We start from the raw sequence: 13,870 nt of genomic DNA, 5'->3' as shown, positions 1-13,870 counted from the left end.
GCGCGTCCCGAGCGCCATCTGAGATGAATTTTTAGGAGTTTGCCATGGGAGCTCGTTCGTTCCGCGCTTGGGTGACTGGCCGCCTGCGGCGATGGCCGCATCTCGTCAGCCTCATGTTCGCGATTCTGATCCTCGTGGCGGCGTTCATTGGCATGGCGTATGTCGCGCCGGATAGGCTTCGCGATGCGGCGCTCAGGGTCAAGAACGACGCAAATCTGGTCGCCCAATTGCTGCCCGCGACACTGCCGGCTGCCTCGAAGATCGAAGCCGCGTACTGGCTGCCACAGAACTGGAATTCGCGGCAGCGTTACTGGTTTCACCATACATCCCAGGGCACGGCGACCATTCCGGTTCCATACCGATGGTTCTTGGCTCTCGAGCGTCCCGAGTTGTCCATCCACTACACGAGCTTGACCGACAACGATTATCTCCGGCGCCTTGGTTTCATACCAAGTCCGAGCTCAAAGGATTTTGTCCGTAACGCACCCGCCTATGGCTATCACGAGGATGCGCCAAAGGACGTGCCCTCCACTTGGACACCAACAACCCCTGACAATCCTAACGGTCTGCCGGTCGGCTTCGCAATCCTCAAGGGGGGCGTCGACCCGGCCACCGGCGCTCTCTTTGAGGATCAGATCGGGCTGACCTGCGCCGCCTGTCACACCGGCCATCTCGAATACAAGAATGTCAGCATTCGCTACGACGGTGGGCCGGCGATGGTCAATCTGGGCGAGGTCGAACGGGTCATTGGACTGTCGATCGGCTATACGCTGATGTTGCCTTGGCGGTTCGACCGCTTTGCCAGTAGGCTGGAAAGCATTGAAGGCCACAGCATCGATCGCAAGAAGCTGCGAGGTGAGCTGGAGCTGGCCCTTCAAAAGATCAAGACGCAAAAGGACCTGACCGACGGTCTGTTGACAGGGCAGGGCGTTGCGAATCTCGACGAGGGGTTCGGCCGGCTTGACGCATTGAACCGGATCGGTAACCAGGTCTTCTATACCAACTTTCTCGATCCGGTGAACGGAGAACTCCCTGATCCGCTGCTCAAGGGCAACTTTGCGCGGAACGATGCTCCTGTCAGTTTTCCGCCGATCTGGGATACGCCGTACTTCCTCTGGGCGCAGTATGACGCCTCGGTTCTCAACGAGCTTGTTCGCAATTCCGGCGAGGCGCTTGGCGTCAGCGCCAAAATCAATATGAGGGCGTCCGCGCCCGGACGGCCGCTTTTTGCATCATCGATCCATCTGTCCGATATCGCGCGATTCGAGGAGCTGTTGCGTGGGGCCGATCCGTTTTCGTCAGCCGAGGCAAGCGGCAGAAAATTCAGCGGGCTTGTGGCACCACGATGGAAGGATGCGCAGGACAGGTTCCGAGGCGACCCGGCCTGGATGATTGACGAAAGGCTCGTTGAGAAGGGCCGCGATCTTTATCGCTCGCATTGCTTTGAGTGCCACCGAGGACCCGTCAATGACGTGGCCTTCGACGCAAAGTGGCCGGAAGATTCGTTCTGGAAAGAGGAGAACCCGGATCGTTCTGCTCGAGGCGAGAAGAACTGGGTGGAGATCGGAGGGCGCCATTATTTCAATGTCGTTCAACTGCCGGTGAACGCAATCGGCACTGATCCTCAACAATCAAATGTTCTGACGACGCGGCGCGTCCATTTGCCGAAATCGCTCGGTCTCAATCCAGTCGAGGATCTGAACAAGACGTGGGGTTGCGGCCTTCCAGCCGATCGGTCGGCAGACCCGCTATTTGTGCTTGCGCTGATGGACGTGGTTGGCAAGACCATCGATCAATGGAACGTTGCGAACGGCTCGACCGAAAGGGCCAAGCAGCAGATGTGGGGGCCAAGGAAAAACTGTCAAAACCCGCAAGTCTATGTTGGCGCGCGGGCCAGCCGTAATGGCAAGGACGAAGATGTCCTTGCTCTTGAACCTCGCTACCGGGCGCGCCCGCTGGACGGGGTTTGGGCAACGGCTCCGTATCTGCACAACGGATCCGTCCCGACGCTGAAGGACATGTTGTTGCCGCAGAACCAGCGGCCGAGCTCCTTCTGCGTCGGCAGCCGCAGGTTCGATCCTGTTAACGTCGGGCTTGTTACGAAACTGCGATCGAATGACGCCTGCGCCGCCGGCCTGACAGACTTCAACGTGTCGCTGCTTGGGAACAGCAATCGCGGGCATTCTTTTGAGGGCAAGGAAGCCGATATAACGAAGCTGCCGCCCGGGACCATCGGTCCGGAATTGACCGACGCTGAACGGCGGGCATTGCTTGAGTATTTGAAGACGCTGTAGGGAGTCTGTGGTCTGGAAACTAAGGCTGATAATCAGGATGCAGAGCAGGCCGAAGTTTGGGAGGAATACTCTCGACGTAGACTCATGCATGTATTGAGGATCTCACTCAGTGTCCCGCAAGGGAACGGCTGAACGTCATTCTGCGGATCAGATGACGGCGCTGGCTCCGATTGGATTGCCAGGAAGGTCCCGACCGGGCTTGGCTTGACTGTTCAATCAAGGAAGGCTGGGCTGTGGCCGCCGGGCGTAGAGCCTTGATGCTTCTTCCGTGCTGCGAACGCGGCAAGTGCTTCAGCGGAACGCAGAATGCGTTGACATCTGAACCGGTCGCGCACGCCGAGCATTTGCGTATGGAGAAAGGCTTGGGGGCTCGCGACGTAGAATAGCTCGACGATAACGTGCCGAGAGCGGACATCTTAAGTCGCGAAGACCTGCTTGGTCAGGAGACCATGTTAGGCTGTCGAACAATTTCTCCGAAATGCCGGCAATCCTGCTAGAGACATCAGCGGGTGATGACACGCGGCGTTGTCCGCTGTATGGTCGCACAACCTTAAGCGAGATGGAAAGCCATCTCTTTCGCGGTTCACATCGCGGCTGACATTGTTCGTGTCGTGAAAGCCGCGCTCGCAGTGTAGTCATTGCGCCGCTCCAGAGAAGGAGGTCGTGTATGCTCGACTCCGAAACAACTGCCTGTCTTCGTCGAGTTCTGGATGAGGTTTGCAAAGGGCTGTCTCCTCACGAGACCGGCACTCGAACGCACGTCGCTTCCAAAATTCTGGAAGCCGCCGCTCGAGGCGAGACGTCCGTCGAAGTTCTCCGGCAGGTCGGGCAGAACGCGTTGATCAGCGCCCCGTCAATGTGGGTTCAGCAAGGGTCTCCCAGGTGCTGATTCCGGTCGATGTCGCCCAGGATTCCGAGATGATCTCGCCCACCATTCCGCTTTGAAGTCGCCCACCCGTTCCGAGATGATGTCGCCCACCATTCCGGGATGATGTCGCCCGGGTGACGAGGCCTCTTCTGGCTCCCATAGGTCTACCCTTTCAGCTTTGCGAAGGGGGACCCTAGATGCCGACGGAGAGGCTTGCGATGCGCCGTGTGCGCGATGTGATCAGGATGAAGGCGGCCGGGCTGCCGAGCCGCGAAATTGCGCGACGGGTGGGCGCGGCGCCCTCGACGGTGCGGCTGGCGATCCGGCGGTTCGAGGCCGCGGGTCTGAGCTGGCCGTTGCCGGACGACGTCACCGACACGGTTCTGGAACTCCGCCTGTTCGCGAAGACCGGCAATGGCAACCGTCAGGGTCACCGCCGCGTCACGGAGCCCGACTGGGCGGCCGTGCACCGCGAGCTCAAACGCAAGCACGTGACGCTGTCGATCCTGTGGGAGGAGTATATCGCCGCCGAGCCCGGCGGATACCGGTACTCGCGCTTCTGTGAGCTCTACCGCGCCTGGGAGGGGCGTCTGTCGGTGACGATGCGCCAGGCGCACGCGGCCGGCGACAAGCTGTTCGTCGATTATGCCGGCGATGGCGTACCAGTGGTGGTCGACCGTCTGACCGGGGAGCGCAGGAAGGCGCAGATCTTCGTCGCCGTGCTCGGCGCATCGAGCTTCACCTACACTCAGGCGACGTGGACGCAGGGGCTCGCCGACTGGATCAGCGCCCATGTTGGCGCCTTCGCGGCGATCGGCGGCATCCCGGCGCTGAAGGTGCCGAACAACACCAAGGTCGCGGTCATCAAGGCGTGTCTCTACGACCCGCAGATCAACCGCACCTATGCGGAGATGGCAGCGCATTACGGCATTGCCATCCTGCGCCGAACACCGTCATCCGCCCGAAAGACCTGAGCCCGTGGCGCTGTGGACATGCCGCTGCGCTTGGACAAGGCAAACGCCTTGCCCACATGCCCACAGCAAACGCAGACGAAGAAAACAGGTTCAAGTTGCGATTCCAGATTGACCATCCGGCTTGACCGATGCCAGAGAACCAACCGGCCAGAACGCCTCTCCACCGGGCGAGATCAAATCGGAGAGGTGGGCGACATCGTCTCGGAATCGGCGGGCGACTTCATATCGGCACGCCTGGGCGACTTCGTCGGAATCCGCACCCAGGTATTCAGCCGAAAGTGGGGGCGCCGCTGAACCTGCCCGGCTCCCCCAAACAGGATTAAGTACGTCGATCCGGATCCATCGGCAACGTGCCTGGAAACTGGAAGCATTCAGCGAGCGCGCCGTTATGGACGCGAATCCGAAACAGCTGAGCTTGCGGCGAAATGGCGTGGCATCGCCGTAAGGGCAGTCATAACGCTGCAACATGCCAGCTCCTGAAACGGCACCGCGTACATCGGCAATTGACCAGGCAAGCCCGCGAAGAGCGTGGACGACTTGCGACCAGATAAACGACCAGCTCGAGTGCGAGCATGACTATTTTGGCCGATTTAGATCGCACGGATGCACGCTAGGAGGCTCAAAAAGCGACGAGATCTGTCCTGACGATGTTGTCTCAAAGGATCGGATCGATATCAATGCGGTCGCAAACTGTCACATCGACCGAAATTGCAATCTTGGGACCAACTGCGCCAGCGCTGTGGTGGCTCGAAACCAAATCACGCGGATTTCTGGACTCTGGCGAAAAATGATCCACCTTCGTCGCAGCCATCCACGAATGGGTGCCACTCAATTTTGTGAGAGATGTTACGAACGCTCTCGAACGAAATTGTGTTTCGACGCTTGCTATTCCGCTTAGCGAGGTGGTTTCATTATGCTCCCCATGGCAAGGGCTCGTCGCCTGGCGCGGTTACGAGATCAGGGTCTGTGCGACCAAGACGGTCGGGAAGCACTGCGCGGTGCTTATAAGCGCCTTCGTGCGCACATTAAGTAGTACTTGAGAGCCTGCGTTCCGCTTTGTGACGACCCTCGTCTGTTAGAGGTCTCTATTGTACGTTACGCATCTTGCGCCATAGCTCCGCCGTGTGGGCCGCGTTGTTGCGCTGCGGGTGCATTCTTTCCTCATCTTCTCGGAACACATGCATTTATTTCACATGTGTGACATGCTCACGCGCGCTGCAGTTGTGGATCGAGAGAAGGCGATAGGTCGATCAAGAATAGCGGGTTCTAGCTTGTGATCCTATCTGGCTTTCTTGAGCGTCCGAACCTGCCAATAGGGGCGGGGAGGACAAAAACAGCGCAGCCAATTCGCGGTTTTCAATCCTGAGATACTGACCTAGCGCTGCATTGTTTTGGTCCCACTCATATAGTCGGAGAGCTCCGGGCCGCACATTCGCTCCGCATGGCGCGCCCGGCGGCGTCATAGCGGCAGGTGCATTTGTGCGCTCGAGATCACGTGACTAGTCTCAGTTGCACGAATTGGACGATGCCGAGTCTCGTCAGGTGGAGGACCAGGTCCGTCCCGGCTTAGCCGTGTTCCGAAGCGAATACCGCGGCGAATCCGGTTTGAGGCTCCAATCCTTTGTTATGGCACCCAGTGTTCCTGTGTAGCCTTATCATTCTAGCCCCAGCGGTAATCCGCGGCTCTGTTCGGATGGAGCTAAGGCGTAAGTCACGGCCGGTCCGCCCAAGTCTCGGTCGAGCAACGGAGATTGCAAATGGTGGGATTGAGCCCGTTGTTAAACCGTAATGGCGGTTGCACCGTTCGAGTTTCGCGTCGCGCACCTTGGGCAGAGAGCTTGACCTGACAACCTGGTGAAAAGCGCGTGTTTTGAACAATTCAAAGCGGCGAACAAATGCTTGTAGACGCGCCTAGGTTGTTCTATAAAGATAGACAATTTTAAGTCGCGAGCGCACTGTTTTGCTGCTTGGCGAGGGCTGAGCCAACTAGTTGCGGTTCGTTCGTCGTGTGGCGGCGTGAGGATCGCTTGAGTGGGCGTATCACACCATCATCAAAGATCTTCCATGGCCACGTTTGGCGGCGAGCAAGCGTTGCTCAAGATCGGAAAAGAAAGCTGGTTTCGTTTCATGGACTGGACATGGATTGGCTCTATGATCTGCGGTGTCATGCTAGGTCAATGATCAATCGGAAAATCGATCCGATGGCGTTTATACGTAAATGTTTTTCGATCGAAACCGCACTGGATGCTTCCGCACGCACAGGGAGTCAGACCATAAGATGATGGTGGTGCATATCCGAAATCCTGCTTGGCTCGTTGGGCGGCGTGGATCAGGCAATTCGGACGCCAGCCATCAGATGGCTCGTCACGTTGCTCGTCCGGCATCATCACCAATCGGGGGCTTTATTTACGACATCCACAGAGAGAGGCGCCGTCATGAGTAGCACAATGATTGATGATAACGTCATTCCGCGAGCAGACATCGTCAGGCATGGGGACCGGCTAGGCGCCGAAATCAAGAACATTGCGCTATCGGACGGTTTGTCGGACGAGGTCATCGCCGCCATTAAGCAGCTTTTGCTCGAGCATAAGGTCATCTTCTTCCGTAATCAGGGGCATCTCGATGATGCCGAGCAACAGCGTTTTGCTCTCCGGCTTGGCTCGCTGATACCTCATCCCAAAATGGTGGACACAAGGAGAGGCTTGACGATCCGGGAAACGCTCGCTGATCGCGCCTGCCGCCACCTCGACCAGATGAATGATGACGATGTCGTCAATGCCGGCCACCCGAAAATCTCAGTGCTGCGAGGTGCAGCGATCCCGCCTTTTGGCGGTAACATCGCCTGGTCGAGCACTGCGGCGGCTTATCTTGACCTTCCCGAGTCCCTGCGGATGCTTGCCGATAGTCTCTGGGCTGTGCGTTGCGCCGCATTCGACTACACTATGGCGGAAGTCGGCACGCAAACCGACAATAGGACACTGGACGACGTATTCACCGGAACGATCTACGAAACGACATATCCGATCGTTCGTGTTCATCCCGAGACCGGCGAACGCATGCTCACGCTTGGTCGTTCCGTGCAGAACTTTGTCGGCCTGCAGCGCTATTCCAGCCAAAGATTGTTCGAACTGCTGCAATCTTACCTCACCGCGCCGGAGAACACTCTGCGCTGGAACTGGAAATCAGGCGACGTTGCAATCTGGGACAATCGCGCGACCGAGCGGTATCCCATCAATGAAATCGGCAGTCCTCATTGGGCCATGGACGGGCTTACGATTGACGTGGGCTTACCGCACCTAAGAAGGCTGAAATCACGGGCCGCTGAGGCTGCCTAGCAGAGGCGGTAGGTCGGATTTCGTGAAGACCCTGGCAGTTCAACGCCAAGTGGGGTCATCTGGTGTTAGTCAGGACCGAACGTTTCAGGTTTGTTGCAATCCCGCCAGAATTGCGCGGTCGGCGCGGGCGATCTGGTTGCTTAGATTGCCGAGAAGGCGCGAGCATCCGCCATTCTCGTGTGAGAGAACGCGAAACAGTGCGAGCCGACTGTTGCGAGGCTACTGTGCTAGGGAATGAAAAGATGGAGCGGTCGAGCTTGGCGGCGGCGCGAGGTGCTTCCCAAAAGCGCCCTGAAGAACCTCTTGAATGTAGGGCCCGCAACAACAGAGCTTGGATCATCGACGAGCGCGTTTCAAAAAGTGCCCTTCGCAATGGGATGGGTTCACCTCGCTTCAGCTGGCGGCGATCGTGTTTGTACGCGCGGCAACGCTTGCGCACGCTTGTCGCACACCTTCGGCGTGCTGCGCGGTCAACTAATGGCAACGGTTTAGGTCCGCCACCGCGCCGCGATCCTCGCCGCGCCGTTATCTGGCGGCTAGGAGAGTGCCTCTCTCGTAGTCCTCAACACACCAGGTAGGTATCGATCCACTATTGTTGCTGTAGTGGTAGACGAGTAGATCGTACCGCATCAAACGCGCTAATCAGTCGATCGTTAAGAAGCCGGATTGAGCTGAGTTGGACAGTTGAGAGCGCGCCAGAGCGAGACCAGCAACAGGCGCAAAAGTTCTCTGAACCAGGCGAGGATGCGGCGAGAGTTGTGGCCGACGGCTGAGAGGACGACGTTGGCGGCATCGCCGGCGCGGCCTTTGAGGTAGCACCGGCCAAGGTGTCCCTCGGCTTTGAGGTGTCCGATGATGGGCTCAATGGCGGAGCGGCGGCGCAGCTCGCGCTTGATGGCGCCAAAGACGCCGCGCTTTTGGCCGGAGATGAAGACGCGGTGGGGATTTTGCGCGTCGTGGCCGCGGTAGCCCTTGTCGGGTTATCGGGCAGCAACTTGGCATGCAGCACGAACAGTCCGCCGGGGGCGCGGCGATTGTTGGTAACGATGGAGGCCTTCACCCCGAACTCGTAAGGTGCGGCGGCCTTGCCCTTGCCGATGCACTCCGCCTCCGGAGCATGGAAAGAATAAAGCTTGAACCGCGCTGGCGCTGCTGCTGCAGATCGGATCTGCGAGGCCCGGCCAAGCGGGAGGGCGACGCCTCCTCCAGCGTCGTCTGGCCTTCGATCTTGCGGCGAATGTCGCGGATGATCCGCCCGAGCCGGCTGCGCAGGATACGCAGCTGTCGCTGATGCCGGTTGAACTGTTTGGCATGGGCGTAACGGCCCGCCATCATCGCCGCGCTTTTGGCCACGCGAGCATAGGATTGCCGCAGCCTGACCCCGTGCTTCCTCGCCAGGCGGTTCAACCCCCGGATCGCTGCATGCAGCAGTTTGGCGTCGGTTGGGAAGCTGATGGCCTTCGGCTGCACGATCGTGTCGACCGTGACCCGCTTGAGGTCTTGGCTGCGGAACGCACCGGCCTCGTGCGCCACGCGAAGGCTCTCCGCCAACAACCGCTCCAGCTTGTCGCCGAGCCGCTTGCGCCAATGGCTCAGGTCTGAGCGCTCGTGCGGGAAAACGTGCTGGAAAAACTCTGTACGCATACGACGAGGACCGCCTGATTGATGCATGCGCGCGGGCACGGCGAGCTCTATGACGGTGTTGCGTGAAGGTCAGGCGACCTGCTGATCGGCGGGTTTGTCGGCTTGGCGCAGGAGCTTCCATTCCCAGGGCAGCAGTTCGTGCAGACGCGATGCGGGAAGATCGGCGATGCGGGCGAGGACGTCGGCGAGCCAGGCCTTGGGATCGACCTCGTTGAGGCGACAGGTCGTCATCATCGTCAGCATAATGGCGGCACGGTCGGCGCCACGCTGGCTTCCGGCGAAGGTCCAGTTGCGCCTTCCCAATGCGATGCCCCTCAACGCGCGCTCAGCACAATTGTTGGTCAAGCAGATCCTGCCATCGTCGAGGAAGCGCGCGAAGTCGTCCCAGCGCCTGAGCATGTAATTCATAGGCTTCAGGACCTCGGAGGAGCGCGAGAGGGTTTCGCGCTCACGCAGCAAGCAGGCGTGCATGTCCGCGAGAAGCGGCTTGCTCTTTTCCTGGCGCACGGCGCGCCGCTCGTCGGCACCCCAGCCGTTGATGGCGCGCTCGATCTCGAACAACGCATCGAGGCGTCTGACCGCCTCCAGCGCGATCGGAGAGACCGGTTTGCCCTTCTTACCTTCCCGAGCATTTTTATCGATGTCAGCCAGCTCGAAGAAGCCCCGCCGCGCATGGGCCAGGCAAAACGCCGGCGTTTCTTTTGCGGATCGAACAACGGCTCGAAGCCGCTGTAGCAATCAGCTTGCAGGATGCCGGCGAAGGCGGCCAGATGCCTCTGCGGGTGTTCGCCTCGTCGGTCGCTCGAGGCGTAATAGACCGCCGCCGGCGGCGCAGGCCCGGCGAAGGGCCGGTCATCCCGCACATAAGTCCAGATCCGCCCGGTCGTGCACTTGCCCCTCGCCAGGATCCGGATGGTGGTGTCATCGCCATGAAGGCGATCGGCAGCGAGTACATGGCGTTCGATCAAGTGGAAGAGCGGCATGACGGCGAAGGTCCCGTGGCCGACCTGGTCGGCCAGCGTCGACAACGGCAGGTCGATCCCCTCGGCCTTAAAGCGCACTCTGGCGGTTGAGCGGGATATGCATGCCGAACTTGTCGAACAGGATCGTTCCCAGCAATTGTGGGCCGATAAAGCCGCGCGGCGTGGCATGGAACGGCGCGGGTGGCTGGCTGATCTTCTCGCAATCGCGCAGGTGAACTTCTCGCGCACCGTCTCGATCAACTTGAAGCGGCGTGGAATCTCCTCCAGCGTCTCGGTCACATCCTCGCCGATCTTCGCCAGCCGCGATCCACCGCAGCAGGCGCAGCTCCCGTTGGAGCCTCAATGACGACTCGCTCGCGTTCGATGTCATCCGGCCATGGCTTGCGCACCGGCCGCTTGCGCGTGAAGGAACGGACGTTCTGCGTCTTTGCTGCTGCAGCCTGCGCGGCAAGCTCATCCTCGCTCGCCGTGGTAACGAGTTCCTCGAGCTCCAGCTCCAACTGCTCCAGCAGCCGTGCCGTGCGCTCGGAGCGCGGCCCGTACAGTTCGCGTTTGAGCTTCTCGATCCGCAGCTCAAGATGCGTGATCAGCGCCTCGTTGTCCGACAGCTCCGCCCGCACACTGGCAGCCACCGCCTCTGCGTGTAGCCGCGCCTCACGCTCGGCCTGCAGCGCCGCCAGGGCACTCGCAAGGTCCGATGGAAGATCGTCCGGCTTCGATATCATGAAGCCAGTGAATCAGATCAAGTCGCAGATTCAAACCATAAGACGCTATCCGACCCGCGTTGGACGCTGGGTTTCTCGTGGGTTGCGCCAATCGATCCCGGACAACAGATAGCCCAACTGCGCCGGCGAGATCGTTACCGATTCACCGGCAACCGATGGCCAGATGAACCTTCCTCTCTTGAGTCTTTTGGTAAACAGGCATGCTCCCTGGCCATCGTGCCAGATCATCTTCACAAGATCGCTGCGGCGACCACGGAAGACAAACAGATGACCGTTGAGCGGGTCTTTGTGCAGTATCTCCTGCACCTGGAGTGCCAACGACGGAAAGCCTCTGCGCTATCCGTGCAGCCTGTCGCGGGCCACACTCGCGCGCCTGTCGGAACCGGGATCATCGGCGCACCAGGGCATCGAGAACTCGCCGCAGCGTGTCTCCATCAACGTCACCATCGACCCGGATGCGGTGTCCGCTACCGAGATCAATCTCGATGATGCCCTGGCTCCTCCGTCGACGCGCCGGCGCCGTCTTCAATGGCGCTTCGGCCACATCCCGCGGCGGCACAGACGGCCCAATCTCGACCGGCACCAACGGCGCCGCACTCGTTTCACCGTGCTTGCAAAGCTCCTTGCGCCACTTGAACAGCTGGCTCACATGAAGGCCGGCCATGCGAGCCACCTCGGAAACAGTGGCTCCGGGCTCGAGCGATGCTGCAACGAGCCGTTCCTTCTCATCTCGTGACCACCGCCGCCGCCGCTCGACCGATGTGATCACCTCTGCCCGCGAAATCGTCATAGCGCTTCTCCTAGGATTACCCCTAGGACCTGCAGCGCTCGCGTCCCGATATCGCGATCTGGGACAACCGCGCCACGCAACATGTTCACTTGGGGCTTGGCCTGGAAATAGCCACAGTTCCGGTCGGGCTCGCATCCAGTACGTACGAGGAATATCCAGCAGCCGAGGGGGAAAGCATCGCGTAACGATCTCTGCCCCCCCTTGCCGTTCTCGATGTGGATCAACATTCGCTTGTTGTCTATCGAGCTCACCGTCACGCGAACGACTTCACTAACCCCGTAAGCCAGCCGCATAAGCCGTCGCCAGCACGACGCGGTTGCGCAACCCTGTAACCGCGTCCAGGAGACGCTCGACCTCTTCGGAGCGGACCTTGTCGGGCTTCTGGCCACCGATGATCCGCTCGAATACCTTCGTCTGCCCGAGTGTGACGCCGTAGAAGAACCGCAGCGCGGCCACCTGATTGATAGAACGCTTTTGGCCGATGAGATGCAGTTGGTAGACGCGGACCTGCTCGAAACTCAACCGGTCCGGCGCGTAGCTAAACTTTGCGATCGCATAGATATAGGATTGTTGAGTCGACGGCCACAGATTGCGGACCGTCATGTCCTCGATCATGCTCTGGCGAAGAGGGCTTATCGTAGCCATCTGGGTCCCCTGTCTTGAGAGGGGTGGTGCGAAGACCAGCATCCTCTCAGACAGGAGACCTCAGTTCAGCAGGCTTGCCTCCACTCCCGCGTAGCGGGTTCGTTCAATCGGTGATCACGATCGGCTGGAACGCGCACCGATAGAGCCGCAGCTCCTCCAGGCGAGCTTCAGACGCGTGCGACCATTGAGCTGGAGGCCGGGCTGCGTGACCAATGGATAGGCCATTCTGCAATTGAGCTCACGGCAGTACTTGCTTGGGAACATAATAGCTCCGCATGGCGGCCATAGGTCATTTGCCGCGTGCTTCTGTTCGGGCGGAGCCGATCCGGAAGGGCTCAGCCTAGCACCGTCTGGCCATTCTTGGCGACGGTGACTTGGCGCTCTCGGACATGACCTTCGAACGAAATCGAATTGCCGTCCTTCCAGAGATCAACCGTGATGATCTCACCCGGGAACACCGGCGCCGAAAAGCGGACACGATGACGACGGAAGGCAGAGGGATCATAGTCGGCATACGTCTGCAACACGGCCCTGCAGGTCAGTCCGTAGGTACACATACCATGGAGAATCGGCTTGGGAAATCCGGCCCGACGCGCGAATTCCGGATCACTGTGCAAAGGATTCCGATCACCCGACAGACGATAGATCAGTGCTTGGTCGGACCGGATCGGGATATCTATTGATCTGTCCGGCGCCCGGCGGGGTACTTGGTGCGGCTCAGGCATTCCCTCCGATGGTCCGCCAAATCCGCCATCGCCCCTCGCAAAGGTCGAAGAAACGATCGTGACGATCTTGTCGCCATCGCCATTCCTGACGACAACTTCGTTCTGAATGATCGCACCTTTCTCCTTCCCCTTGTCGTACACGCCGCGAACTCGAGCATCTGCGGTAACGCTGGCCATGACAGGGATCGGCTTGTGAAAGGTGATGTCGCGCTCGCCATCAACGACCATGACGCGGTTGAGATCGATTGCTCCGGGACGCGCCCCCCAGACGCAGACTGAAGCAAAGGTCGGAACCACCTTCAATGGTTTGAGTGTTGCAAATGCTTCGTTGACAAACTGCAGCTCCGTTTCATTCAGAGGATCGGAGCCCATGCCAATACCAAGCGCATAAAGCATTACCTCACGATCGCTCCACGAATAGGGGGTGGCTTCGGTCTTGAAATTAAGCACCGCGGGATAGTCGATCGGCATCGGGCAGCTCCCTTTGATGTCGTTGCCCCTTGGCGTCACGCCAGATAGAAGCAGCGGCTCTGCTCGATCAGGATCTGGTTGGCTGCGGCTCATGCCCTGATCGGCGTCGGTGGATACTGCGTCTTGCTCGGGCTTATGACGATGTCCTTGCGGCTTTCAAAACGTGCTCGAGTTCGCCAACAGGTTTAATAACGGATTGAAATTAGTGGCGGGATGAGATCATCCCTTGGCCGGAGAGATCGCATACCCGCGAAACGCACGTCGGTTCGTGTGCGTCGGTCCGGAACGACGTATCCAGATCGTCTTGCGCGCTTCCCGAACTCGGCCAGGAAGCCCAATGCTCGACAACTGTCGATCGTGTCTGACGAATATGTATCGCCCAAGACAGAGGTACCGAGCCCGACCAGGATGAGATC

7 protein-coding genes and 3 pseudogenes are annotated in these 13,870 nt (G+C 59.5%); 3 read left to right on the top strand and 7 right to left on the bottom strand.

The window, feature by feature from the left end:
* Positions 1-44: 44 nt before the first annotated feature.
* Both XH92_RS36415 and istA read left to right on the top strand, forming a co-directional pair.
* A complete protein-coding gene (locus XH92_RS36415) occupies positions 45-2,294 on the top strand; it encodes a di-heme-cytochrome C peroxidase (protein ID WP_246787928.1) in 2,250 nt (749 codons plus the stop codon).
* A gap of 1,086 nt (positions 2,295-3,380) precedes the next feature.
* Positions 3,381-4,127: pseudogene (gene istA, locus XH92_RS36410) on the top strand (IS21 family transposase); the annotation flags it as partial.
* Positions 4,128-4,226: 99 nt separating this feature from the next.
* Here istA and XH92_RS36405 read toward each other — a convergent pair.
* On the bottom strand, positions 4,227-4,604 hold the full coding sequence (locus XH92_RS36405; protein WP_194456374.1) for a hypothetical protein: 378 nt from the start codon (positions 4,602-4,604) through the stop codon (positions 4,227-4,229).
* Positions 4,605-6,583: 1,979 nt separating this feature from the next.
* Here XH92_RS36405 and XH92_RS36400 point away from each other — a divergent pair.
* The gene (locus XH92_RS36400) at positions 6,584-7,471 is read left to right on the top strand and encodes a TauD/TfdA family dioxygenase (RefSeq protein WP_246787924.1); all 888 of its coding nucleotides are present in this window, start codon (positions 6,584-6,586) and stop codon (positions 7,469-7,471) included.
* Positions 7,472-8,124: 653 nt separating this feature from the next.
* Here XH92_RS36400 and XH92_RS36395 read toward each other — a convergent pair.
* From XH92_RS36395 to XH92_RS36370, 6 genes and pseudogenes are all read right to left on the bottom strand, one after another.
* Positions 8,125-9,106 (bottom strand): annotated as a pseudogene (locus XH92_RS36395) (IS5/IS1182 family transposase); the annotation flags it as partial.
* Between the two features lie 78 nt (positions 9,107-9,184).
* Positions 9,185-10,823, bottom strand: a pseudogene (locus XH92_RS36390) (IS66 family transposase).
* A gap of 45 nt (positions 10,824-10,868) precedes the next feature.
* Positions 10,869-11,141 (bottom strand): IS66 family insertion sequence element accessory protein TnpB, encoded by a 273-nt coding sequence (gene tnpB / locus XH92_RS36385; RefSeq protein WP_371817868.1) that lies wholly within the window; start codon positions 11,139-11,141, stop codon positions 10,869-10,871.
* A gap of 70 nt (positions 11,142-11,211) precedes the next feature.
* Positions 11,212-11,613 (bottom strand): transposase, encoded by a 402-nt coding sequence (locus tag XH92_RS36380; protein WP_194461713.1) that lies wholly within the window; start codon positions 11,611-11,613, stop codon positions 11,212-11,214.
* 270 nt (positions 11,614-11,883) lie between these two features.
* Positions 11,884-12,258 (bottom strand): phage integrase N-terminal SAM-like domain-containing protein, encoded by a 375-nt coding sequence (locus XH92_RS43405; protein WP_246787922.1) that lies wholly within the window; start codon positions 12,256-12,258, stop codon positions 11,884-11,886.
* Positions 12,259-12,593: 335 nt separating this feature from the next.
* Complete coding sequence (locus XH92_RS36370) at positions 12,594-13,454, bottom strand: MaoC/PaaZ C-terminal domain-containing protein (protein WP_194456372.1); 861 nt, start codon at positions 13,452-13,454, stop codon at positions 12,594-12,596.
* Between the last annotated feature and the right edge of the window lie 416 nt (positions 13,455-13,870).

This window comes from Bradyrhizobium sp. CCBAU 53421 (assembly GCF_015291625.1).
GTDB lineage: Bacteria > Pseudomonadota > Alphaproteobacteria > Rhizobiales > Xanthobacteraceae > Bradyrhizobium.
This window is presented reverse-complemented; position numbering and strand designations above follow the sequence as displayed.

Coding starts and splice junctions, on each gene's coding strand:
- XH92_RS36405 (WP_194456374.1), bottom strand. CDS start 4,604: ATGTTGCAGCGTTATGACTGCCCTTACGGCGATGCCACGCCATTTCGC.
- XH92_RS36370 (WP_194456372.1), bottom strand. CDS start 13,454: ATGCCGATCGACTATCCCGCGGTGCTTAATTTCAAGACCGAAGCCACC.
- XH92_RS36380 (WP_194461713.1), bottom strand. CDS start 11,613: ATGACGATTTCGCGGGCAGAGGTGATCACATCGGTCGAGCGGCGGCGG.
- XH92_RS36400 (WP_246787924.1), top strand. CDS start 6,584: ATGATTGATGATAACGTCATTCCGCGAGCAGACATCGTCAGGCATGGG.
- XH92_RS43405 (WP_246787922.1), bottom strand. CDS start 12,258: ATGGCTACGATAAGCCCTCTTCGCCAGAGCATGATCGAGGACATGACG.
- XH92_RS36415 (WP_246787928.1), top strand. CDS start 45: ATGGGAGCTCGTTCGTTCCGCGCTTGGGTGACTGGCCGCCTGCGGCGA.